The sequence below is a fragment of the Arcticibacter svalbardensis MN12-7 genome (assembly GCF_000403135.1).
GTDB classification, from domain to species: Bacteria; Bacteroidota; Bacteroidia; order Sphingobacteriales; family Sphingobacteriaceae; genus Arcticibacter; species Arcticibacter svalbardensis.
The window spans coordinates 16,751-39,502 of the sequence record NZ_AQPN01000071.1; the positions used below are offsets into that span (position 1 = coordinate 16,751).

At 40.1% G+C, this 22,752-nt stretch carries 20 protein-coding genes and 1 pseudogene; 10 read left to right on the plus strand and 11 right to left on the minus strand.

Going from position 1 to position 22,752, the window contains the following annotated elements:
• Window positions 1–46 precede the first annotated feature (46 nt).
• From rho to purS, 3 genes are read left to right on the plus strand one after another with little or no spacing between them, the layout of a single operon-like run.
• Entirely contained in the window at window positions 47–1,873 is a 1,827-nt protein-coding gene (rho, locus tag ADIARSV_RS08820; protein ID WP_016195125.1) for a transcription termination factor Rho, read from the plus strand.
• A gap of 5 nt (window positions 1,874–1,878) precedes the next feature.
• A complete protein-coding gene (gene pssA / locus ADIARSV_RS08825) occupies window positions 1,879–2,577 on the plus strand; it encodes a CDP-diacylglycerol--serine O-phosphatidyltransferase (protein ID WP_016195126.1) in 699 nt (232 codons plus the stop codon).
• Window positions 2,574–2,825, plus strand: coding sequence for a phosphoribosylformylglycinamidine synthase subunit PurS (purS, locus tag ADIARSV_RS08830; protein ID WP_016195127.1), 252 nt, complete (start codon window positions 2,574–2,576; stop codon window positions 2,823–2,825). Before pssA ends, purS begins: the two co-directional genes overlap by 4 nt.
• 84 nt (window positions 2,826–2,909) lie before the next feature.
• Here the strand turns inward: purS and ADIARSV_RS08835 are convergent.
• The 7 genes and pseudogenes from ADIARSV_RS08835 to folK all read right to left on the minus strand — a co-directional run bounded on the left by ADIARSV_RS08835 (window position 2,910) and on the right by folK (window position 10,587).
• Window positions 2,910–6,322: pseudogene (locus tag ADIARSV_RS08835) on the minus strand (efflux RND transporter permease subunit).
• Between the two features lie 50 nt (window positions 6,323–6,372).
• Window positions 6,373–7,458 carry an efflux RND transporter periplasmic adaptor subunit gene (locus tag ADIARSV_RS08840; RefSeq protein WP_040299594.1) on the minus strand — a complete coding sequence of 362 codons (1,086 nt, stop codon included), beginning with the start codon at window positions 7,456–7,458 and terminating at the stop codon, window positions 6,373–6,375.
• Between the two features lie 19 nt (window positions 7,459–7,477).
• Entirely contained in the window at window positions 7,478–8,401 is a 924-nt protein-coding gene (locus ADIARSV_RS22825) for a TolC family protein (RefSeq protein WP_016195131.1), read from the minus strand.
• Window positions 8,402–8,430: 29 nt separating this feature from the next.
• Window positions 8,431–8,817 (minus strand): TolC family protein, encoded by a 387-nt coding sequence (locus ADIARSV_RS22830; RefSeq protein WP_016195132.1) that lies wholly within the window; start codon window positions 8,815–8,817, stop codon window positions 8,431–8,433.
• Window positions 8,818–8,826: 9 nt separating this feature from the next.
• The gene (locus ADIARSV_RS08850) at window positions 8,827–9,447 is read right to left on the minus strand and encodes a TetR/AcrR family transcriptional regulator (protein ID WP_016195133.1); all 621 of its coding nucleotides are present in this window, start codon (window positions 9,445–9,447) and stop codon (window positions 8,827–8,829) included.
• 281 nt (window positions 9,448–9,728) lie between these two features.
• The gene (locus ADIARSV_RS08855) at window positions 9,729–10,097 is read right to left on the minus strand and encodes an Hpt domain-containing protein (protein WP_040299585.1); all 369 of its coding nucleotides are present in this window, start codon (window positions 10,095–10,097) and stop codon (window positions 9,729–9,731) included.
• Window positions 10,078–10,587, minus strand: a complete 510-nt coding sequence (folK, locus tag ADIARSV_RS08860; RefSeq protein WP_040299587.1) for a 2-amino-4-hydroxy-6-hydroxymethyldihydropteridine diphosphokinase — start codon at window positions 10,585–10,587, stop codon at window positions 10,078–10,080. The genes ADIARSV_RS08855 and folK overlap by 20 nt, the downstream gene beginning before the upstream one ends.
• Window positions 10,588–10,668: 81 nt before the next feature.
• Between folK and sppA the strand changes: the two genes are divergently transcribed.
• The 4 genes from sppA (at window position 10,669) to ADIARSV_RS08880 (ending at window position 15,757) form a co-directional block, all read left to right on the plus strand.
• The gene (sppA, locus tag ADIARSV_RS08865; RefSeq protein ID WP_016195135.1) at window positions 10,669–12,435 is read left to right on the plus strand and encodes a signal peptide peptidase SppA; all 1,767 of its coding nucleotides are present in this window, start codon (window positions 10,669–10,671) and stop codon (window positions 12,433–12,435) included.
• An 83-nt stretch (window positions 12,436–12,518) separates the two neighbouring features.
• Window positions 12,519–14,204 (plus strand): DNA polymerase/3'-5' exonuclease PolX, encoded by a 1,686-nt coding sequence (locus ADIARSV_RS08870; RefSeq protein ID WP_040299588.1) that lies wholly within the window; start codon window positions 12,519–12,521, stop codon window positions 14,202–14,204.
• The gene (locus ADIARSV_RS08875) at window positions 14,201–15,163 is read left to right on the plus strand and encodes a glycosyltransferase family 9 protein (protein WP_016195137.1); all 963 of its coding nucleotides are present in this window, start codon (window positions 14,201–14,203) and stop codon (window positions 15,161–15,163) included. The genes ADIARSV_RS08870 and ADIARSV_RS08875 overlap by 4 nt, the downstream gene beginning before the upstream one ends.
• Window positions 15,164–15,241: 78 nt before the next feature.
• Complete coding sequence (locus ADIARSV_RS08880; protein WP_016195138.1) at window positions 15,242–15,757, plus strand: SixA phosphatase family protein; 516 nt, start codon at window positions 15,242–15,244, stop codon at window positions 15,755–15,757.
• On the opposite strand, the gene dprA is transcribed toward ADIARSV_RS08880, so the two are convergent.
• Genes dprA through ADIARSV_RS08900 form a run of 4 tightly spaced genes read right to left on the minus strand, consistent with a single transcriptional unit; the run spans window position 15,749 to window position 19,123 of the window.
• A complete protein-coding gene (gene dprA / locus ADIARSV_RS08885; protein ID WP_016195139.1) occupies window positions 15,749–16,846 on the minus strand; it encodes a DNA-processing protein DprA in 1,098 nt (365 codons plus the stop codon). The two genes, ADIARSV_RS08880 and dprA, sit on opposite strands and share 9 nt — an antisense overlap.
• 6 nt (window positions 16,847–16,852) lie before the next feature.
• Window positions 16,853–17,485 (minus strand): 16S rRNA (guanine(527)-N(7))-methyltransferase RsmG, encoded by a 633-nt coding sequence (gene rsmG / locus ADIARSV_RS08890; RefSeq protein ID WP_016195140.1) that lies wholly within the window; start codon window positions 17,483–17,485, stop codon window positions 16,853–16,855.
• A complete protein-coding gene (locus tag ADIARSV_RS08895; protein WP_016195141.1) occupies window positions 17,475–18,089 on the minus strand; it encodes an RNA polymerase sigma factor in 615 nt (204 codons plus the stop codon). Before ADIARSV_RS08895 ends, rsmG begins: the two co-directional genes overlap by 11 nt.
• The gene (locus ADIARSV_RS08900; protein WP_016195142.1) at window positions 18,080–19,123 is read right to left on the minus strand and encodes a glycosyltransferase; all 1,044 of its coding nucleotides are present in this window, start codon (window positions 19,121–19,123) and stop codon (window positions 18,080–18,082) included. Before ADIARSV_RS08900 ends, ADIARSV_RS08895 begins: the two co-directional genes overlap by 10 nt.
• A gap of 153 nt (window positions 19,124–19,276) precedes the next feature.
• Between ADIARSV_RS08900 and tgt the strand changes: the two genes are divergently transcribed.
• Genes tgt through ADIARSV_RS08915 form a run of 3 tightly spaced genes read left to right on the plus strand, consistent with a single transcriptional unit; the run spans window position 19,277 to window position 22,413 of the window.
• A complete protein-coding gene (tgt, locus tag ADIARSV_RS08905) occupies window positions 19,277–20,407 on the plus strand; it encodes a tRNA guanosine(34) transglycosylase Tgt (protein WP_040299591.1) in 1,131 nt (376 codons plus the stop codon).
• A 4-nt stretch (window positions 20,408–20,411) separates the two neighbouring features.
• Entirely contained in the window at window positions 20,412–21,500 is a 1,089-nt protein-coding gene (locus ADIARSV_RS08910) for an LptF/LptG family permease (protein ID WP_016195144.1), read from the plus strand.
• A 4-nt stretch (window positions 21,501–21,504) separates the two neighbouring features.
• Window positions 21,505–22,413, plus strand: coding sequence for a DMT family transporter (locus ADIARSV_RS08915; protein ID WP_016195145.1), 909 nt, complete (start codon window positions 21,505–21,507; stop codon window positions 22,411–22,413).
• The last annotated feature ends 339 nt before the right edge of the window (window positions 22,414–22,752 follow it).

Consider the following 22,752-nt stretch of genomic DNA (forward strand, 5'->3'; position numbering starts at 1 on the left):
TGGATTAACTCTTAAAAAAGAATCCTATATATTATTTCAAAATTGAATGAAAAGTACTGAATTGAACGACAAGCTTGTGTCCGAGCTTCGTGAGATTGCTAAATCCTTTGGTGTCGATGGCGCTGATGTCTTAAGAAAACAAGAACTTATCACTAAAATAAAGGAGCATACCTCACAACCTGCGGTTGCTAGCGACAATACTCCAACAACAGAAGCAATAAGCCCAGTGCCTGCGGCAACTGTTGAGGAGGAAAAGCCAAAAAAGCGTAGCCGGACTATAAAAACGAAAGAAGAAGCTCCAAAAGAGCCTACTGTTGCTCCTGTAGAGGCAGCAACTATACCTGCAGCTCCTACTCCGGTTGAAGAACCAGCAGTAGTAGTTAACCAAGTAGAAGTAACACCGGAACCTGCGGTTACGGAGCAACCTGCTGTTGCTGTTCCTAATTTACCCCGACCGAGAAGACAGATCACCATTAAACAGGAGCGTATTGCTGCTGCACCGGCTGAGCCTTCTTCAAGGAGAGTGGAACCATCTGGAAATACAGAAGCTCCATCCCGAAGAGTGGAAGCTCCGGCAAACGTCGAAGTTCCATCCAGAAGGGAAGAAAGTTCAATGAATGGAGAGTCTGCTTCTGCGGAACCAAGAGCACCACGATTTGAAAAAAGATTCAATACCGCTTCAGGAAGATCTGTTGAAAGCCGTCCTGTGGTACAGGAAACACGTCTTTCTGATCAGAATGCTGCTGTTAACCTGGATTTTGATAATGTAATTGTCAATGAAGGTGTTTTAGAAATTATGCCTGATGGGTACGGATTTTTGCGCTCTTCGGATTATAATTACTTATCCTCTCCGGATGATATTTATGTATCACAGTCGCAGATTAAGTTATTCGGTTTAAAAACCGGTGACACGGTAAGAGGCAGTATCCGTCCTCCAAAAGAAGGTGAAAAGTATTTCCCATTGGTTCGCGTGGAAGCCATTAATGGCCGCATGCCTGCTGAAGTACGGGACCGGGTTCCTTTTGATTACCTGACTCCTTTGTTTCCTACAGAAAAGTTAAATCTTTTCATGGATACCACTCATAGTTCAACGCGCATCATTGACATGTTTACCCCGATTGGTAAAGGTCAGCGTGGTTTAATCGTGGCTCAACCTAAAACTGGTAAAACTATTTTACTTAAGGATGTGGCTAATGCGATTGCAAAAAACCATCCTGAAGTATATCTGATCATCCTGCTAATTGATGAGCGTCCGGAAGAAGTAACTGACATGGCAAGAAGTGTTCGTGCAGAGGTAGTTTCTTCTACTTTTGATGAGCCTGCTGAACGCCATGTAAAGATTGCCAATATCGTGCTTGAAAAAGCCAAGAGAATGGTGGAATGCGGACATGATGTAGTAATTTTACTTGACTCCATCACTCGTTTAGCCCGTGCTTACAACACGGTTGCTCCTGCTTCAGGAAAGATTCTTTCCGGTGGTGTGGATGCGAACGCGTTACATAAACCGAAACGTTTCTTTGGTGCTGCACGTAACATTGAAGATGGTGGATCGCTTACTATTTTAGCTACTGCATTGATTGATACAGGTTCTAAAATGGATGAGGTTATTTTCGAAGAATTTAAGGGTACCGGTAACATGGAACTTCAACTGGATCGTAAATTGGCTAACAAGCGTATTTACCCTGCGATTGATCTTACTGCTTCCAGCACACGTCGTGATGATCTTCTTTTGGATAAAGAAAGTTTACAACGGATCTGGATCCTACGTAATCATCTTGCAGATATGAATTCTCAGGAATCAATGGAATTCTTGCTGAGTCAAATGAGGGGTACTAAGTCCAATGAGGAGTTTTTAGTATCCATGAATAGTTAATCGGGATGAGAAAACATATACCTAACGCCGTCACTTGTCTTAATCTATTAAGCGGGTGTATTGGCGTTACGTTTGCTTTCAGTAACAATCTGACCTATGCTGCAATCTTCATTTTTATTGCAGCTGGATTTGATTTTATGGATGGAATGTCAGCCCGGATTTTAAAGGTGCATTCCCCCCTGGGAAAGGAACTTGATTCGCTTGCAGACATGGTTAGTTTTGGCTTTTTGCCAGCCTCTATTGTATACCAGCTCTTTTTGCAGGCACCACAATTGGGAGAGATGAGTGTGTATTTGAACTACTCGGCATTTTTTATTGCCATGTTTTCGGCTTTACGGTTAGCTAAGTTTAATATTGACCCGCGTCAGGGGGATCATTTTATTGGACTTCCTACTCCTGCTGTGGCCATACTAGTTGCCTCTTTACCATTTATTACTGCCGGTGGTGGCAGTTTTTGGATGGCTTTTATACAGAATCCATTCTTTCTGTTTATTTTTAGTATTGGATCAGGTATTTTGCTGGTCATGGAAGTTCCACTGATTTCTTTTAAATTCAAGAACTTTGAACTGAAAGAAAACCTGTTTCGCTATATATTGATATTATCTGCGGTGATCCTGATCTTAATCTTTAAGTTTGCAGCTGTTCCGATACTTATATTTTTATATATCGTTTTATCCATCATTCAATTTACATTTATAAGATGAAATTTATTGCCGAAATCAATGTAATGCCTTTAAAAGAAATTCTTGATCCTCAAGGTAAAGCCGTAACCGGTAGTATGAAAAACCTGGATCTTGCTGAAATTCAAAACATCCGTATTGGCAAGCATATTACACTTGAAATAGATGCCGACACTGAAGAAATTGCACGTCAGAAAGTAGATACTGCCTGTAAAAAACTATTAGCTAACCTGATTATGGAAAGCTATGAGTTTGAACTAACGGCAGTTTAATAGCAGCTGACCGATACAGCTCTCATTTCATGAACTCAAGTTGCCTTTGTTTATCTGGCAACTTGAGTTTTTTTATGCATCATTTTATGGTGTCTGTTCTGTTTCTCCCTCTATCTTAGTGGTATTGAAGATCCCCTTAACCTTCCTTGATCCTTTATCAGCAATAAGATACATACATGGTACCAGTATTAAAGTAAGGAAAGTGGCGAAACTGAGTCCGAAGATCATGGTCCAGGATAAAGGTCCCCAGAATGCCACGTTGTCTCCTCCAAAGTATAAATGAGGATTAAACTCACTGAACAACAACTCGAAGTCGATATTCAAACCTACTGCTAATGGGATCAATCCCAGCATAGTAGCGGTTGCGGTTAGTAATACCGGGGTCATCCTCGTTTTTCCAGCTTCAATAGCGGCATCTTTTGTCGACATCCCCTGCTCTACCATCAGCTCTGTAAACTCCACTAAAAGAATTCCATTTCGTACTACTATACCGGCAAGGGCAATGATCCCTACACCGGACATGACGATAGACATCTCCATCCGGAAAATAACCACACCAAGCAATACGCCTATTACACTAAACAATACCTCACTTAATATAATAAGTGGTTTGCTGATGGAATTAAACTGCAGCACCAGGATAATTAAGATCAAACCGAAAGCTGTCATGAGTGCACCTCCTAAAAAGGCGGCTGTTTCCATTTGTTCTTCCTGCTCACCGGCCATCTTTATTTGAACTCCATCTGGTACCTTAAACTGGTTTATTTCGGATTGAATAGATGCAACCACTTCGTTGGCATTATAATCGCCTAAAACGTTGGATGAAAGGATGATGATTCTCTTTTGCTGCTTCCTTTTAATCCCTCCATAGGTATTGATATAATCCACGTCGGCAAATGAGGATAGTGGAACCTGACGTATTTGTCCGCCCATAGCCATATCCCGGTACGTAACTTTCATGTTTCTTAAGGATTGCAGGTTATTGCGCTGGTCTTCTTTTGCCCTTACATTAATTTCGTAATCTTCATCATCGTCTCGAAACTTAGATACTTCCTTTCCATATATGGCGGTACGAAGTTCCATTCCGATCTGTCCGCTGGAAATACCTTCTCGGTTTGCCCTCTCCCTATTGATATTGAAAAGGATTTCCGGTTTATTGTTCTGGAAATCAGATTTAAGCTCTTCTACACCGGCGATATTCTGTGCATCAAGGTATTTCTTGAGCCTGTCTGATGCTTTAACAATGGAATCGAGGTTATCTCCCGTTATTTCAATAGAAATAGGTTTTGCAGTTGGTGGTCCGGATTGCTCTTTCGTAACCGCAATGGCGGCTCCGGGAATTCCTTTTACTGCATTTCGCACCTTATCCAGGTAAAGGGAAGTGTTTTCGCCATGACGCTTTCCGTACTCCACAAAGGCCACCGTGACTTTCCCCCTGTTAGGGTATTCCCCCTGATCTTCATCCTGCGGATCGGTAACTCCAACTGTGACGTTTGAAATAATGGAAGAAACGATTTTATTTTTTTTCCCTCCTACGGCCTGAGTGACCCGATCTTCGAGCTTTTTAATTACTTCATTGGTATAGGCCTGATCAGTACCAACCGGCAACTGCGCATACACGTAGATAAAGTTGGGATCTGACTCGGGAAAGAATACAACTTTTGGTGGCACTACAGCTACCAGAAGAAGGGACAAAACAAACAGCCCGATGGTGCTGAATATAATGGTGCGGGGACGCTCTACTGCCCAGGTTAACAGCTTCACATACTTTCGCTGAAAAGCTGGCCAGGCAGTTTCCTGGAATGACTTTACGGCTCGCGTAAAAAAGAAATGGTTAGCCAGATAAATAAGGGCTAAAAAGACGACAAAGTTGCCTAAGCCAAAGCTGAACAAGTAACATATGCCCGCCAGAACAAGCATCACGACAAGTACACGTTTAACTGACCGGTCAAATGCAGGCTTTTGATTCGCCTCGTGCTCCTCATGCGATTCCATAAAATCTACCGCAAACACCGGGTTAATAATATAGGCTACCACCAGGGAGGCTAGTAACGTGATAATAAGGGTTACGGGAAGAAAAAACATGAATTCGCCTATAATTCCGGGCCAGAACAAGAGCGGTATAAATGGAGCCAGCGTGGTTAATGTTCCCGAAAGTACGGGAAGGAATACTTCGCCAGCGGCCATTTTAGCGGCTTTTTTGATGGGTACTTTACCGTTGTCAAAGATCCGGTGTGTATTTTCTATCACCACAATGGCATCGTCTACTACGATACCCAGCCCCAGCAAGAAGGAGAACAGCACGATCATGTTCATCGTAAAGCTGAAACCGAACACTGCCCCCAGTGCGGGCATGGTTAGGAACGCGATAAACATGGATAAGGGGACTGACATGGCCACAAACAAGGCATTGGTGACACCCATAAAAAACATCAGAATGATGGTTACCAGGATAAAACCAATGATAATGGTGTTGATCAGGTCATGGAGTGTTACCCTGGTTTGATCTGACTGATCTCCTGTTATAGTGATCTCCAGGTTTTGGGGCAAGGTCGTTCCCTTCATTTCTTTGATTAACGCATTGATCTTATCAGATGCTTCAATCAGGTTTTCGCCACTTCGTTTTTTACATTCAGGGTTATTACATTCTTGCCATACAAACGGGCATAGCTATTTTGCTCCTTAAAGGAATCTTCTACTTGTGCAATATCCTTTAGATATACGACAGCTCCGGTGGCCGATTTTACTATGATATCGGCTATTTCTTGAGCACTTACAAAGTCTTTTTTTACGTTTAGGGTACGCCGAACGCCATCCATCTTTACTGTACCACCGGAAATAGTCATATTTTCATACTTCACGGCATTTTCTATATCAGTAAAGGAGATTTTTGCGGCATCCATTTTCTGAAGGTCTACATTGATCTGAACTTCAGGGTCAAGGGCTCCTACGATATCCACCCCGGAGATCTCTTTTAAACTTTCAATCTGATCTTCCAGATCATCGGCATACTTCTTTAAACTTTTAAGGTCGTAATCGCCGGAGATATTGACGTACATGATGGGAAGATCGGACAGGTTGATATCCTGCACATCCGGTTCGTTTGGCAGGTCGGTTGGCAGATCCTGCCGCGATTTGTCCACGGCATCTTTTACCCGCTGCTTGGCATCTTCAATCAGTACCCCGGTGTTGAACTCTGCTGTGATGATGGAAAAGTCCTGGTACGAATTGGATGTTATTTTCTTTAACCCTTTGATTCCTCGTAATTCCTTTTCGATCTGTTTGGTTACCAGGTTCTCCATATTCGCTGGAGAGGTTCCCGGATAGATGGTCTGAATAAATATTTTAGGAATAATAATCTCCGGAAAGTTCTCCTTAGGTAGACTATTATAGGCTCTGATTCCCATCAGGGTAACAATAATAGTCAGCACATAGATGGCCATCTTATTATCTATTGCCCAGCTGGAGGGTCCAAATTCTTTATTTAAGTCTTTCATGTGATCGGTATTGTGAGGTAAGACCTATGCGCTTTAGAGAGATCTTAATTTTAAATTTTAATCAAATCGCCATCATTCAAATCCTGAAATCCTGCGGTAATAACCTTATCCCCTGCTTTTAATCCGCTTAATACCTGAGCTTGTCCGGCTGATATTTTACCTGATTTGATCGTTGTCCGTTTCGCTTTTCCTTTTTCGGCAATGAAAACATATTCGCCGCTTTCGGACCGTTGAATACTATTGATTGGCACAGTAAGGGTGTTTTTGGATTCAAAATCTACAATTTTAAGAATGGCAAGCATATTGGGACGATAGCTGCGTTTTGGAGGCAGTTTGACTTCAACCATGAAACTTCGGGAAGAGGGATCAATAACCTTGGAGGCGAAGGTAACCTGTGTGTTTAAACTGTCCGGAATATCAGGAAAAACCACCTTCACATCATCTCCAGAGTGCACCATGGAGCCGTACGATTCTGCCAGCTCTGCTTTAACGCGGAGATTACTGGCATTCACGACGGTGATTCCGGGCATTCCCGGACTAACGGATTGTCCCAGTTTCAGATCCATCCGGTCTACCGTTCCTGTTATTGGAGATTTGAGTCTAAAAGTAGAAAGCTGGGATCGCAGTACAGCCATTTGTTTTTCCAAGCCATCTTTTTGGGCTTTCGCATTCAGATACTGCACTTCAGTACCTATTTTCTGGTCCCAAAGATTCTTCTGACGCTGAAAGATGTTCTTAGCCAAATCCAGTTGAGTTTGTACCTGTGCGACGTTCTGAAGAAGTACCTTATTATCCAGCTGAGCCAGTACCTGTCCTTTACTTACGTTTTGGCCTGCCTTTACGTAGATGGCGGTAATGACCCCGGGAGATTCTGCGCTAACCTGCACATTTTCCTGTGCATCCACTTTCCCTTGCACCTCAACATAACTGTTGAAAGTGACCGGTTTTACTTCAGTAACCGCCACGTCTACGGTTTGCTGCTGAGGTTTGGTGCCAACTTCCTTTTCCAGATCGGCAATTTTGCCGTCAAGAGAAGTACGCTCCTTTTTTAATTTCTCCAATTCAGCTTTTTTATCTTTGGGTTTTCCACATGCAACGATGAAAACCAGTACTGCCAAATAAATTAAGTTCTTCATTATTTTTCTATTTGCTCTTTTAATGGATCCGCCCATAGGCATTTTCTAAATCTACTTTGCTTATCAAAGCATCATATAATGCCTGGATATAGTTATTTTCGGATTGCTCTAACTCGGTTTGAGCCTGGGTAACTTCAATACTTGACCCTACACCTTCCTGGTATTTTATTTTTGAAACCCGTAAAACTTCTTGTGAAAGCTCCATATTGGCTTGTTGATTTTTTAACGATTTTACGCCATTCTGGTAGGTAATACGAGCTTGCTCCTGCTGCAAGAGGATTCCATTTTTTGCATTAACCAAGGTATTGTCGTTTTTTTTAAGCTCTACCTCTGCCTGTTTGACCCTGTATTTGCGTTGAAAACCACTGAAGATGGGAATGCTAAGTCGTAATCCAATTACTGTACTGGGATATTTAATATCATACAGATCGCCAAAATTTTCTGCTTGATATTGATAAGTGGAACTCCCAAAGGCAGAGAGTGTGGGCAGATATTCGGATTTAAGTCTTTGTAAATTAAGATCATTCAATTTTCGCTGCGTTTCTAATAATCCATACTCCACTCTGTTCTGATAGGCTGTAGTATCTACCTCAAGTGGTGTATTGCTGTCGAAAACCACGTCCACAATTTTCTCCTCTACCAGTAAGCTATCTGTCACTTTCATACCGATCTGGAACTTTAACAATTGATTGGATAACACGATCAATCGTTGCGTATTCTCTCTTGTGGTTAACAGGTTATTGTAGAGCACATTTATGCGGTCGAGATCTATTTTTTCAGCGAAGCCCTGTTTATTTAATGCTGTAGTTTCTTTTACCTGCTGACCTAATTGAGTTACGTTGGCATCTAAAAGCCGAAGTTGTTCATTGCTGACCAGAACCTGGTAGTAGGCTTTAGTAACCGCTACGTTTGTGGCGATTTTGGTGCGGTTAAAATTCCGCACACTAAGTTCTTTATACGTTTTTGACCCTTTTAAGGCAACGATATAACTTCCGCTAAATAAAGCTGATTGAGTGTAACCCCAGCACTGGATTGATATTTCACACCAAATTTTACTGGTATAAACGTGCCGGGTTCATCAAAAAACTCTCCTGGAAGAAGTGTAGTAGGAATCTTTAAAAAATCCTGAAAATCAGCGTTTGCACTGAGTTGCGGCAAACCAGTACCAATGGTTTCTTTAACAGCATAATTCGCTTTTTCGATATCCAGTTTTGCATTTTTTAAAGAGTCCTGGTTTTCATAAGCATACTCCAGGCATTCCTGTAAGTTGAACTTAAATGTTCTTTCCTGGGAATTTTGTTGCGCCCTTGTAGTAACGCTACTGAAAAGTATGAAGGTGACCAATAGGGTATTTCTCATAATCCTATGTTATTCTTCTGTTATTTGTTTGTATTGATTGATTAAGCTATGTCCTTTTAAGTTGCATAAACCATACAGGAAGTGCTCTGTAATCTCGGTCATGACCTCAGATAAATCAAAATCACTTACTGGATAAACAACATGGTTGAAGATTGCATCTACCTGATCCATACGCATTATAGAAAGCATTTCCATATTTATATTTTTCCTGTAAAGACCTTCACGGATACCTCTTTTGAAGTTCCTGATTAGGCAACCCCGCATATTATCATAACGATGGTTCTTGAATAATTGCCATGTTTGGGGGTGAAACTTCTGAAGATCATAAAATATAATCGGGTTCATCCGTGAGATGAGGCCACTCAACTGTGCCACCACATGAAAGATCTCTTCTACTGCATTGTTAGCTTCCAACTCATTCCTAATCATTACACTGGATTCTCTTCCAAGCATTTCCGTAATAAGCAAATGAACCAGCTCATCTTTATCTTTAAAATGAAGATAGATCGTTCTTTTAGAGATACCCAGATCACGGGCCAGATCATCCATAGTGATTCGCTTGATGCCATAGTGGCAAAACAAAACTTCAGCCTGTACCAAAATTCTTTCTTTTAATTCGGGTGTTGTCATCACGATCATTCTAACATAAAACTAGGAAAACTTTTTAGTTATTAAAAGTTTCCAAAAGAAATTGTATACTAAAAGGTGATGTTAAGCTGTAAAGGATCAACAGGTTGTGATATAACTAAACCAAGTATAGAGGAATTCCTTAAATTTTAAATTCGTAAAGTTTAATGTAACCGGAATCGGTTCAATAAAAACATCCTCAAAAATACAGCGCTGATGAGACTCTATTTATGAGGATGTATAGTTTATGGGTATTGTTATTTTGCTTATTATATTAGCTTGACTTATATTTTGGTTAAAAGTTCTTGTTTTGCTTTCGCTAATCCTTCATAAATCAAGACGCAGGTTTCATTTATTTCTAAAAAATCTTTTTCTATTGTATCTAAATCAACTAATTTCCGGGCATTGGATTCAATAACGGACATCATATCCTTAAGTTCATCGGCACCTACAAAAGCAAGTGTTGGTTTTATTTTGTGCGCTGAATCAGCTGTAGCTTTCCAGTCTTTTTGCTGAATGGCTTCGCCTAATTGCGTAAAATAGATAGGAGTCTGCTCGATAAATATATCGATCATATCAATGATAAACTCAGTACTTCCTCCTGCGATGTCATTTAAATAGGCGAGATTTACGTCAAATATCTTCGTTTTCATATTCTGTTGGGAAAAATTTGTATACATGCAAGTTATCTAAAAGTTGTTTAAATAGTTCAGAAATTTGCAATTTAAGTACGGGATGCATTAAGGATGGTGCAATTTCATTTAAAGGAGTAAGTACGAACCTACGTGTATGCAGCAGCGGATGGGGAATAATAAGGTATGGTCTTTGAATATGTTTCTGGTCATAAAACAAGATATCGACATCTATAACGCGGGAATCCCACTTTTCACCTCTTACCCGACCTAGCAGATTTTCGATAGTGTGTATCTCATCAAGCAATTTTTTAGGACCTAGTTCAGTTTCAACCTGCAGCACTTGATTCAGATATTTTGGCTGATTTTCTATTCCCCATGAATCCGTTTCATAGATCGATGATCCTTCTATGATCCTACCGATGTCCTCGGATACTAAGTTAGCTGCTTCTCCCAAATAATATGATCTATCTCCAAGATTACTGCCTAGTAACAAATATATAGTATGCATAAAAACTTATTTAGGTTGTAACGTTTCAAATATATTCATATCTAATTGCATATAATTGTATTACTATAAAAGTTTACTTCCATGAAGGGTTTTTTTAAATTTGTTTTCGCTTCCATGCTTGGGTTTATCCTGTCGTTTATCGTCCTGGGGTTACTTCTTGTAGTGGGTATTGTTGGTTTAATTTCTGCTGCTGGTGAGGAACCGGCTAAAGTAGAAGCTAACTCGATCATTCATTTCTCCTTAAATTATCCGATTGTAGAACGGACTGTAAAAAACCCACTCGACAATATTGATATTGCTGGTATTCAGTCTAATAAAACGCTTGGATTGAACGATATCCTTGCTGCACTAAAACGTGCTAAAACCGATGATAATATTAAGGGAATTTATCTGGATCTTTCTGGTGTTCAGGGAGGTATGGCTACGGTGGAAGAAGTCAGAAACGGTCTTTTGGATTTTAAAAAGTCTAAAAAGTTTATTCTTGCTTACAGTGAGATATACTCTCAAAAGGCGTATTATTTAGCTTCTGTAGCCGATAAAATATATATTAATCCGGAAGGAATATTAGAATTTACTGGTTTAAGTTCGCAATCGCCCTTTTTTAAGGGTGCACTGGAGAAACTGGAAATTGAAGCTCAAGTGATTAAAGTGGGAACGTATAAGAGTGCTGTGGAACCCTTTATCCTGGATAAAATGAGTGACGCCAACCGTAAACAGGTTACTTCATTTCTTGGATCCCTGTATCAGCATATGCTTTCCGGCGTTTCAAGCTCCAGAAAGATCTCTACAGATTCACTATTTGCTATGGCTAATCAGTTAAAAATTCAAAAAGCACAGGATGCGGTGACCTATAAACTGGTTGATGGTCTTCGTTATAAAGATCAGGTGATTGATGAATTAAAGACCAGAACGGGTATTGATAAAAAAACAGATCTCAAATCGGTTAGCCTGATGGATTATATGAAGGCGAATAAGCCTGAAGAGGGCGATTTGGATTCACGTGTAGCTGTTGTATATGCCTCAGGAGAAATTACTGGTGGAGAAGGTGACGATGAGTCTATCGGATCTGAACGAATTTCTAAAGCACTGCGAAAGGTGCGCCTGGATCCAAAAATAAAAGCAGTTGTTTTTCGGATTAACTCGGGAGGTGGAAGTGCTCTTGCTTCTGATGTAATCTGGAGAGAGGTTGCGTTAACAAAAAAGGTAAAACCGGTAATTGTTTCTATGGGTGATGTTGCCGCTTCTGGTGGTTATTATATTGCTTGTGCTGCTGACTCTATCTTTGCTCAACCGAATACCATTACTGGTTCCATCGGTGTATTTGGAATTATCCCCAATATGCAGAAGTTCTTTAACAATAAGCTAGGCATTACTTTCGATGGCGTAAAGACAGCTGAACATGCCGATCTGGGTTCCACTGTAAGGCCACTTACTGCATCAGAACGTTTTATTATTCAGACTGAAGTGAACCGGATCTATGCTACCTTTACTAAAAGAGTAGCGGACGGCAGAAAAAAGACACAAGCTTATGTGGATAGCATTGGTCAGGGTAGAGTTTGGAGCGGTACCGAAGCGCTGAAAATAGGATTGGTAGATCGTTTAGGAAATATTGACGATGCTATTCGTTCTGCTGCTAAGATGGCTAAAGTTAAAAATTACAAATTAGTTTCTTATCCAGTACAGAAAGATCCTTTTGAAGCGATATTCAGTGGCGGTGAGGATAAATTAAAAGAGCATTTTTCTAAATTACAGTTCGGAGAAAACTACGTGTATTATCAACAACTGCAAACTGCTTTAAAGATAACCGGCATTCAAGCCAGATTACCTTATACGCTTAATATCAATTAAAATAACTCTTGAATTAAAAAGAGGCATACGGGCAAAACCTGCATGCCTCTTTTTTTTATACCTTTTTCCTATTTTTGACAAGTATGGAAAACAAACCCATAGCACGAGTCTTAAAATTACTAAGTCAACTGATGGAGCTCCATGAGGAAAACTCTTTTAAGGTTAAGACTATTGCGACTGCTGGATTTACAATTGACAAACTGCCCTTTTCTATTGCGAAGAAAAGTTTGCAGGAGATGGAAGGAATCAGAGCAATTGGTAAAAGTGTTGCAGCAAAAGTGCAGGAACTGATTGAAACTGGGTCTTTAAAAGAACTGGATGAATTACTGGCCGATACCCCTCCGGGTGTGGTGGAAATAATGACCATAAAAGGTCTGGGACCTAAAAAAGTTCTGGTAATATGGAAGTCTCTGGGGATTGAAAACATAGGTGAACTTTATTATGCCTGTAACGAAAACAGGCTCATCGAAGCGAAAGGTTTTGGTTTAAAAACGCAGGAAGAGATAAAAAAAGCTATTGAATTTAAGATGGCCAGTAATGGTCGCTTTTTATATTCCCAGGCGGAAAGCTTTGGTAATATTTTGCTAAATGACTTTAAAAAGGTTCTTACTCATGAATTAATTTCGTTTGTGGGCGCCTTTAGAAGAAAAGTGGAAATTATAGATGGCCTGGATATACTGGTAGGATGTGCTCTCAACCCTACCCTATTAGATTATTTACATACCCTTGACTATCTTAAAGTTGTAGAAACAAAAGATAACAGCATTGAGGCAGAAAGTCCGGCAGGCATTAAAGTATACATCCGTTTCTGCAATCCCGAAAATTATTATAAGAACTTGGTTTTGCAGTCGGGAAGTCCTGAACATATTAAAGAACTGGAAATCAGAATAGGCTCCGCTCTCCCTGATGTGGGATCAGAAGAAGAACTCTACACTTTAGCCGATTTACCTTTTATAGAACCTGAATTACGCGAAGGAGAATTTGAGTTTAAGCTGGCAGATCAAAAAGCATTGCCTGTTCTGATCAAGCAAACAGATTTAAAAGGCTCTTTGCATAATCATAGTACCTGGAGCGATGGTATCAATTCGCTGGAGGAGATGGTTGTTTATTGTAAAGAGGAGATGCATCTGCAATATTTGGGAATTTGTGATCACTCCAAATCTGCCTTTTATGCAAAGGGACTAAGTGAAGAACGGGTGCTGGCACAACAAACAGAAATTGACCTGCTGAATACCAAATACGCCCCTTTCAAAGTCTTTAAAGGCATTGAATCAGACATTCTCTTTGATGGGTCGTTAGATTATCCTGTTGAAATCTTATCACGGTTTGACTTTATCGTAGCTTCGATCCATTCCGTATTTAAGATGTCGGAAGAGAAAGCCACAAGCAGGTTGATTAAAGCGATTGAAAATCCATATACAACGATTCTGGGACATCCAACCGGACGTTTACTATTAAGCAGAAGCGGGTATCCTGTTGACATCAAAAAAGTAATTGATGCTTGTGCTGAAAATGGTGTGGTTATTGAAATTAACGCGAATCCTTTACGCCTGGACATTGACTGGCGCTGGCATCAATACGCGCTAGAGAAAGGAGTTATGCTTTCCATTAATCCGGATGCGCATAGTATAAATGGTTTCCGCGATACACACTACGGTGTAATGGCCGCCAGGAAAGGTGGGCTTTCGGCTGCAAACTGCCTCAACGCACTCAGCCTCGATGAAATCAATCTATTTTTTGAACGAAAACGATTAATTACAAGGAATTGAAAATACTCATTATACGATTCAGTTCTATCGGTGATATCGTGCTCACTACTCCTGTAATTCGTTGTATCAAGCAGCAGATTCCCGGTGTTGAAATCCATTATATCACTAAAAAGGCTTATGAAAGTGTACTGCAGTTTAATCCATATATAGATAAGCTTCATCTGTCTAGTGGGTCTGTTTCAGAGGCGGTTCAACTGCTTAAACCAGAAAAGTTTGACTATATTATTGACCTGCATCACAACTTTAAGACTCTCCGCATCAAACGGGCTCTTGGCGTTCCCTCCTTTTCATTTAACAAGCTGAATATAGCTAAGTTTATTCTGGTTCACCTGATGATCAATATTTTACCTCCTGTACACATTGTAGATCGGTATCTAAATACGGTATCCGCACTGGGAGTTAAAAATGATGGAAAAGGTTTGGATTATTTTCTTGGTGAGGAATATTCGCTGGAACAACTTTTGCCGGACAGTCCTCATTCTTATACCGGCTTTGTTATTGGAGCACAACATCTTACAAAAAGGCTGCCTGTCCATAAGTTGATCAGCATTTGTCAGTTAGTTCAGTCCCCCATCGTTTTACTTGGCGGGAAAGAAGATTTTAATACTGGTGAGGCAGTTGTACGAGCGGCAGGAAAGCATGTTTTTAATGCCTGCGGAAAATTCAATTTGAACGAATCTGCGTTTCTGGTTAAAGAAGCGCAACAGATTATTAGTCACGACACCGGATTAATGCATATCGCCGCGGCATTCAATAAGAAAATCATTTCAGTGTGGGGCAATACGATACCTGAATTTGGCATGTATCCTTACCTGGTTGATGAGCATCATGCCATGGAAGTAAAGGGATTAAGTTGTCGGCCTTGCTCTAAAATTGGATTTAAAAAGTGTCCAAGAGGACATTTTAAATGTATGAATAATCAGAATGAAACTGCAATAGCTGCAATTCTTAATGCCTGATTAGAGCCGTAATAAGTGGAATCAATCAGAATTTACTGAATTGAAGCTGATGTTTAAATTTGTATTAATAATAACAGCATGAAAAAATTACTTTTAATTCGCCATGGAAAGTCAGATTGGAACAATCCAGATTTGAGTGATTTCGAGCGCCCATTAAACGAAAGAGGATTAAAAAATGCACCTATGATGGCGCAGCGTTTACTGGACAATAACATCATCCCTCAAAAGATAGTTAGCAGTCCTGCATTAAGGGCAAAACAAACCGCAGAAATGTTTGCAAAAACATTGGGAATTGCAGATAAAGAGATCCAGTATTCAAAAGAAGTATATGAAGCTACCTCTACGGATTTGCTGGGATTGATTAATATGTTTGATGATCAGTATAAATACATTGCTTTAATTGGCCATAATCCAGGGCTTACTGACCTGATTCTCCATCTTTGTGATAGCGGTATGTACAACCTTCCTACTTGTGGCATGGTCATGATCCACTTTCCTTTCACTAGTTGGGAGATGGTAAGTTATGAGACCGGGAGTTTAAAGTTTTTTGACTTCCCTAAAAGTGATACAGAAATAGATTCAATACTATCTTAACCGGTACATTTTACCCGGAAGCACGACGATAATATCCTGCATTTCCAGGTTCAATAGTACCATGGCAAGTTTAGATTGCATCAGATTGGTTATGAGCTGTAATTCATCTAAAGACGCAGAAACACGCGTTTTAAGAAATTCAACGATAACTTTTTCATCACCATATAAATTTAAAGGCAGGTGAAGCTGATCATTCACTTGTTTAGGAGTAGCAGAGGGCAACCAATCGAGTAAATACTCCACATCTTTGATCCCTGTAACCAGGTGTGCACGATTAGATTTGATCAGGAAATTACATCCGGCGGAGTAGATATCATTCACTCTGCCGGGATAAGCCATGACGTCCCTGTCGTAGGAATTAGCTAACTCCGCAGTAATGAGGGCACCACCCTTTAAACCCGCCTCCACAATGATCGTGGCATCGGATAAACCGGCAACGATCCGATTACGCTTAGGGAAATTCTCCTTATCTGGTTTGGTTTGAGAAATAAATTCGGTGAGTAAACCACCACAGCCTAACATACTTTCTGCCAGTGAACGATGCTGAGAGGGATAGATTCGATCCAGACCATGACCTACAACACCAATAGTGGGCACGCCATACTTCATACAGGCCCTATGAGCTGCCACATCAATACCATAAGCAAGACCGCTTACAACGAGTACATCGTGCTGCTGTAAGCCTTCAATGAGCTGAGTGGTGAGTTCTTTTCCATATCCGGTCGCATTCCTGGTACCTACTATACTGATCACTTTGGATTTGTTCAGGTCGGTATTACCTTTATAATACAACAATACCGGAGCATCATAACAATTCTGTAGGCGCTGTGGATAGTCCGGGGACGTATAGAAGAGGGTTTGAATTTTATACTTTTTCACGAAAAGCAACTCTTCTTCAGCACGGTCCAGAGAGCTCTTGGAAAGAATGCTATCTGCTGTCTTGGGACCAATACCGGCTATAGACATTAACTGCGATCGGCTGGCTTTGAATACGTCTGCCGCATCTCCAAATTGATCTAAAAGTAAACGGGAAGTAACGACACCAACGCCGGGAATAAGGGTTAAGGCAATTTCGTATAAAGCGGACATAAGGTTCTATTGGGCAGGGCAATATACCACTAATTTTGTATCAAAAAACTCTTCTTCAAAGTATTTTGATAATGGGTATATCGTCACCTTTTTCAAGCCGGAATCGGCTATCTCCTGCTCTAAATCGCCTCCTTTTAAATATAGGACGCCATTGCTTAAAGAATTATGGGATTGCGATTCAAACTTACCTTTAATCCAGGGGTAGAAATCTTTCAATTGAGTAACGGCACGTGACACAATAAAGTGAAATTTGTCATCGATTTGCTCTGCACGGGCATGCGTAGCTTCCAGGTTTTTTAAACCAATAGCCGAAGAAACTTCTTTAACCACCTTAATCTTTTTGCCAATTGAATCCACCAGGTGGAACTGTGTTTCCGGAAAAAGAATAGCCAGTGGAATGCCAGGAAAACCGCCTCCGGTACCCACATCCAATACCTTTTCACCAGGTAAAAAAGAGATGATCCGGGCAATACCCAGCGAATGCAAAATATGTTTCAAGTACAAACTTTCGATGTCTTTTCGGGAAATTACATTAATTTGAGCATTCCAGATGCTATATAATTCTTCTAGCTGTTTGAACTGGTTCTTTTGTTCGGTGCTGAGATCAGGAAAATAGTATGTAATAAGTTCAGAAGTCACTTGCAGGGTTTTTTTTGCGGCGGATTAAAATATTAGCTAAAAGATCACGCGCCCTAAACAGCTGTGCTTTGACTGTTCCAAGGGGAAGATCCAGTTGCTTCGAGATCTCTTCGTAAGACATCTCTTCAAAATACCGGAGGTTGATTAATACTTTATAGCGCAAGGGCAGCTTATCTACAATTAATTGAAGGGTTTCCTTTTGCTGTTTCTTAATGGCGCGTTCTTCCGGGTTAAGCACATCCGATTTGATATCATAAAACCGTTCCTCGCCTTCTTTATCTTCCATCGCATTCATGGAAACAACATTGAGACGCTTTTTACGAATAAAATCAATGCAATTATTAGTCGCAATGCGAAATAACCAGGTGCTGAATGCAAAATCAGGCTTGTACTTTTCTAAGTTCTCAAAGGCCTTAGCAAAAGTTTCAATAGTCAGATCCATCGCATCGTCCCTATTATTCACCATCTTGATCGCCATAAAGTAAATAGAGTCCTTATAACGCTGCATCAACTCCGCGTAAGCCTTCTGATCTCCTTCCCGGGCACGTACTACCTGATTAAAGTCATTAATGGCATTACTTGAAAAATTAGGATTTACTTCCATTGGATTTTTCTCTTAAATGAAGACCCTATCCCTAGTACGATTATAAAGAAAATATAGAACAAATCCAAGATTGGAAACCACCAAATTAAATTTTTGCATTTTAACTTCCGCATGGACGGAAAATAAACAATTATCTGAACAATTAGCCTTATAAAATAGATACTTAGCAATACCCACCAATGGATTTGCATAAAAGACATCACGCCCAAAAGGACGTAGAAAGCGATTGAAGAGCCTGCCTGGATGGTTAAAACCCGTTTATGTTTACTTTTGTAAGCCTTGCCCGCACCCATATGACGGATTTTTTGTTTCCATAAAGAAGCCCAGGTTTTCTTAGGTTCCGACCAGGTATGGCTCTCCGGATCTATTTCAATAACCGTATTACTGCGGTTTGCATTTTCATTTACAAACAAATCATCATCTCCGGAAAGAATATGCATATGTGAGGCAAACCCTTTACATTTAAAAAACAAAGTCTTGGTGTAACTCAGGTTTCTTCCTACGCCCATATACGGATTACCGGCTAATGAAAAAGAAAGATAATTTAATGCTGTATAGAATGTTTCAAAGCGTATAAAGACATTCAAAAAGCCTTTTGATCTTTTATAAGGAGAGAAACCTAAAACAATAGCGGTGTTTCCCTTAAAGTTTTGCTGCATCAGCCTGATCCAGTTTAAGGAAGCAGGACGACAGTCGGCATCGGTAAACAACAAATGCTCATGTTGGGCAGCCTTAATACCAAGAGTCACAGCGAACTTTTTCCCGTGTTTATAGCGATCGTGTTCATTCAGCGTTACAATTTTAAGGTTTGAATACTTTTCGGAGAATTTTTTCAATATGAATTCAGAGTCGTCCGAAGAACAATCATTCACAACCACTACTTCAAAATCAGGATAGTCCTGTTCCAGAAAGAAACTCAGGTTCTCTTCCAGGTTGACTTCTTCATTACGGGCGCAAATTATAACCGAAACCGGTAATAAAACATCTTCATCAGAATCAATTTTCTTATACCCTCTTAGTCGGCCATGGACCACAATAATAAAGTATAACTGTACAATCAGAGCGATTTGTAATAAAGCAAAAACAAGTAAAAATGGGAAATTAGTCAAGGTGTGTGTTCATTTCTTTAGGCAAAGTTAAAAGTAAAGTTGGAACCTCAATCAAATTCTTACCTTTGCGTGTTTAAAATGAAATTCAAACTAGAGGCAAGTGATAAATTTTCGAAGGCAAGAGCTGGAGAAATCAGTACCGATCATGGTACCATAAAAACACCCATTTTCATGCCTGTAGGCACTGCAGGGTCGGTTAAAGCCGTCCATCAGCGGGAACTTAAGGATGATATTAAAGCACAGATTATTCTGGGAAATACGTATCATTTATATTTAAGGCCAGGGTTAAATACACTGGAAAAAGCGGGTGGATTGCATAAATTTAATGGATGGGATGGTCCAATTCTCACGGATAGTGGCGGATATCAGGTATATTCTCTTTCAGATGTACGGAAAATCAAAGAAGAGGGCGTAACTTTTCGCTCGCATATTGATGGCTCCAAACATTTGTTCACTCCGGAGGTTGCCATGGATATCCAACGTGTTATTGGCGGTGATATCATCATGGCTTTTGATGAGTGTACACCCTACCCATGCGACTACAATTATGCAAAGAAGTCTATCGATATGACTCATCGCTGGCTGAAGCGCTGTTGCGACCGGTTTGATACGACCGAGCCCAAATATGGGTATTCACAAACCCTTTTCCCCATCGTACAAGGCTCTGTATATAAAGATCTGCGGATTAAATCTGCTGAAGCCATTGCTTCATTTGAGAGAGAAGGAAATGCTATTGGAGGTCTCTCTGTAGGTGAACCTGCAGAAGAAATGTATGCCATGACAGAACTTGTATGCGGCATTCTTCCTGTTGAAAAGCCCCGTTACCTGATGGGAGTAGGCACACCTGTCAATCTTTTAGAGAATATTGCCCTTGGTATTGACATGTTCGATTGCGTTATGCCAACCAGGAATGCCCGAAATGGCATGCTTTTTACCAAAAACGGGATCATGAATATGAGGAATGAAAAGTGGAAAAACGACTTCTCTCCTATTGAAGCGGACAGTGAGCTGTTTTCCGATTTGGTTTATAATAAAGCATATTTGCGTCATTTAATCACGTCAAAAGAAATACTTGGCGCACAAATTGCAACACTTCACAATCTGCATTTCTATTTATGGCTGGTAAATGAAGCCCGTGAAAAGATTATTTCAGGTGAATTTTATGACTGGAAGAAGAAAATGGTAATCCAATTAGCTCAACGTTTATAAGAAAATGAATAGATACATCAAGATTATAGATTGGTATATCATCAAGAAGTATCTGGGTACTTTTGTATTTACCTGTGCTATTTTTACGGTAATCATTGTAATTTTTGACGTCTCCGAAAAGCTGGATGATTTCCTGAAACATTCGGCTCCATTCTATAAAATTGTATTTAATTATTATGCCGGGTTTATTCCTTTTTATCTCAATTTCCTTTGGCCCTTAATCAACTTCCTTGCCGTAATTTTCTTTACGGCAAAGATGGCCGATCAAACAGAAATAGTCCCTATTTTAAGTGGAGGATTTAGTTTTAACCGGTTCTTATGGCCTTATTTTGTCGCCTCATTTATCCTTTTCAGCATTAGTTTTGTAGCCAATATCTATGTCATACCGCAAACAAATAAGCTGATGATCGGCTTTGAAAATGTATATATTAAGCCTGCAAACAATGACTCTAAGGCGGAAACACATATGCAGATTGATAAAAACACATTGGTCTTTATCAAAAATTTCGACAATGTGCAGAAAGTAGGGTATACCTTCATCATGGAGAAGTTTAATGGCGATATACTAGTAGAAAGACTTATGGCTGACCGGATTACATGGGATTCCGTTCAAATGAAGTGGAGAATTGATAACTACTCTATCCGGACCATAAACGGACTTAAAGAAACCATGACATCCGGTATTAAAAAGGATACCACACTGGATATGAGACCTGTTGACTTTGCTGTATACGACAATATTTATTCGGCTATGTCTACATCCGAGCTCTCAGAACGGATTAAAAAAGAAAAGACCAGGGGAACAGGAGTGATGCAGCTCTTACAACTGGAAAAGTATAAGCGCTTCGTAAACCCTTTATCAGCCTTCGTTTTAACCCTCATGGGAGTCTCTCTGTCCTCTCGAAAGGTACGTGGAGGTATAGGATTACATTTAGGGGTCGGAATCTTTCTAAGCTTCGCTTATATCTTGTTTATTCAATTTGCAACTATGTTTTCTTTAAAGGGAGGATTACCTCCTCTCCTTGCTGTATTTATCCCTAACATCGTGTTTGGTGCTCTCGGTGTTTATCTCTTGTTTAAAGCGCCCAAATAAAAACATGCCATTTTTTTCTCGTAATCGAAATCTTCTTATCCTCCATGGAACAGTACTCGTTTGGGGTTTCACAGGTATCCTTGGAGCACTTATTAACCTTTCTGCAGTACACCTCGTTTGGTATCGTGTTATCATCGCTTTTGTTACTTTATTCATCTATTTTAAGGCCACAAGGACATCCATCAAGCTACCGGGAATAACGCTGTTGAAACTGTTTTTTACGGGTGCTTTGGTAGGCAGTCACTGGATCTTATTCTTCCAGGCCATCAAGAGTTCCACCATCTCTGTAGCCCTGGTTTGCCTCTCCGCACTGACCCTCTTTACTGCTATTTTAGAACCCTTTATAAGTCGCAAAAAGATCTCTAAACTGGAGATATTTACCGGCCTTTTAATCATCTCCGGAATCATTTTAATCTTCAAATTTGAGACTAAATATACCCTTGGAATATCCCTCGGATTATGTAGTGCATTCTGTGCAAGTTTGTTCTCCATTATCAACTCCCGACAGGTACAAAAGCACCCTGCAAGCCTCATCAGTTTCTATGAAATAGGAGGGGCAATTGTTTGGATTTCGCTGTATCTTTTGATCAGCGGAGGCTTCAATTCTTCCATGAAACTGCACAATTCTGACCTGATTTATCTGTTGATCCTGGGGATCATTTGTACCTCTGTAGCCTATGTTGCCGGGGTCTCTGTGATGCGGGAACTGTCGGCTTTTCGTGTTGCCCTGATCACCAACCTGGAGCCCGTTTATGGCATCATGTTAGCCTTCCTTTTCTATGGTAAAAAGGAACACATGACCCTTGGTTTTTATACTGGGGCAGTCATCATTTTGAGTGCGATTTTCATCTTTCCTTATCTTAAAAACAAGATTGAAAAGCATCGGATCGATAAATTATTGCCGCAGGTTTAAACGTTAATTCATTCAAGTACTCCTGTTTTTAATGCCTTTTTAAAAGGATATATGCATAGCTGTATCCAATTTTTCAGAATAAATCTTATTGATTTTAGCATGTAAATCTGAAGGCTATTATCTTTATATGATTGAAAACAACACCTATTTCTTACCTGGTTTTAATTATATAAAGAAGAATTACTGTCGCCAGAAGGGCTCATTTGAGGTAATAAACAGAGCTTCCCTTATTGTAATAAAGAAGAATTACTATCTATAGAGGGGTTAATTTGTTCTAATAAATAGAGCAATTCCTATTGGTATATAGAAGAATTGCGATCTATAGAGGGCCTTATTTCG